The sequence below is a fragment of the Aestuariibaculum marinum genome (genome assembly GCF_014596975.1).
GTDB classification, from domain to species: Bacteria; Bacteroidota; Bacteroidia; order Flavobacteriales; family Flavobacteriaceae; genus Aestuariibaculum; species Aestuariibaculum marinum.
The window spans coordinates 1-1,852 of the sequence record NZ_JACVXD010000029.1; the positions used below are offsets into that span (position 1 = coordinate 1).

1 protein-coding gene and 1 pseudogene are annotated in these 1,852 nt (G+C 31.3%); both read right to left on the bottom strand.

Features of this window, described 5'->3' with window-relative positions; all coding sequences use genetic code 11:
- The coding region (locus tag ICJ85_RS16055) for a hypothetical protein (protein ID WP_206688056.1) at window positions 1-1,028 on the bottom strand (1,028 nt) is incomplete at its 3' end.
- A 2-nt stretch (window positions 1,029-1,030) separates the two neighbouring features.
- Window positions 1,031-1,852 (bottom strand): annotated as a pseudogene (locus ICJ85_RS16060) (hypothetical protein); the annotation flags it as partial.

The following is a 1,852-nucleotide window of genomic DNA, read 5'->3' on the forward strand; positions in this document are numbered from 1 at the left end:
GGATTAACATAAACCAAGCGCTCGGCAAGTGGTTTTAATTCACTGTTAAATAAGGTGAATTCTGCAATGCCTTGTGGCATATCGTTTATAGGGATTTTAAAAATCAGTTCCTTTTCTATGTCTCCAATAGCAAGGCTATAAACTGTGCCGCGAAGTTGTGCCCTCAAGTAAACGGTTTGTTTTTCTTGTGCTTGCGATTGAGAAATTTTAAAAGTAATATATTTATCGTTTTGACTTAGTAACTGTAGTAAATTCCCTTTAGGAAGTATTTCAGGTAAAGAAAATGTTTTATCACTGTAAGGTTCTGAAAGTTTGATATGATAGTTATTTTTCAATTGAGGTATAAACTGAAAATTACCCATGCCTGCATGAAGACTTTTAAAATTTATGATTGGTACATTATTTTTATAAAGAAAACCACTCACATTTAAAGGTTTTCCTTTTGAATTTGTAGCCTTAAAGGCAACTCTGTTAGGAATTCCAGATATTAAATAACCGCTTTCAGGAAATATAGAAAACTGTAAGAGGCTGTCCTGAATAGTTGAAACTGTTTCCTGTTTTTCTTTAGCAATTTTAAATAATTGAATTTTGCGAATAGCATAGTAGTTTTTCGTGTTCGTTTTTATGGTATTAGCAGAATAAGCAATTAACGAATATGTGCCGTTTTTTAAGGAATCATTCAAAAATATATGGCCATTTACAAAACCGTTTTCTATGGCGTGTTTTTCTTCAATAACTGTTTGGTTAGTACTGTCTTCTATTAATTGGATAAACAGTGTTTTATCTAAAAAAGAAGGCGATAAGGTTTTTGCATCCAGAACATAGGCTTTAAACCACAAATCTTCTTCGGTTTCATAAATGCCTTTATTAGTTTGAAGATAAATATTGTTGGAATCGCCCTGATTTACAAATGTATCAAATTGCGCAGTAATAATATTTGCTATGCTGTCTTGAGATTGACCACTGCATATAAAAGAGCAGAGAATAGTGTGAATACAAATGAGTAAATGTAGTTGATTGGTTTTCATTATTACTTTTTTACGTTAAACTCAAAACGTCTATTTCCAAGTAGACTATTACCACTTACACCTTCTACAACTCCTAGAAAATTTGAATTAATATCTGAACAGTGAAATTCAATTACAACTTCTCCGTTGGTGTTGGTAATAATATCTGGTTTCCAAAACAGCGTATTTCTATAATCGGGAAAAGGATCGTTTACGGTAACTTCATCGTAAACAGGATTGTAAAATTCACGTTTTCCGTAATAGCCCTTGAGCATTATTAAGTTGAATTTTTTAAGAATTTCTTCTTCAGATAATTGAGGATATTCATAAACTTTTTGAATCGAACCATAAAATCTGTTTTGATTATAAGTTTCATCCAATTCTTCTTTATTCTTTCCTAATAAAACCTCATATTCTTTTCCTTGAACGGGCTTAGTGCTTTTGTTGGTTCTTCCGTGTTCGAAGCAGTTTAGCACTTGTATTCCGGTGTGTTCATTACAGACAAAATCAGCATTAAAATCTATATTAGCCAAACTATCCAAAACACCAAGATATTTATCTCTAAAGACCTTTTCCTTTTTAGTATTAATTTGTATTTCCTCTAGCTTATTGACTTTTTCAGATGAAACAAAATCAAAACCTTGTGGCTCTGTATTTTGTTCTGTATTTTTTGAAATAGGGTAATTAAAGCTTAAAGTTGTTCTTTTTTCATTTAGGGTTTCAAAATTATTATCGTTTATGTTGATGATATATTTCGGTTTTTCAGGAGTCATGGGTTTTATATACAAATAACTTTGTTCGCTCATTTTAAAATGTTTGGCACTTATGTTGAATTTCCCCGAATC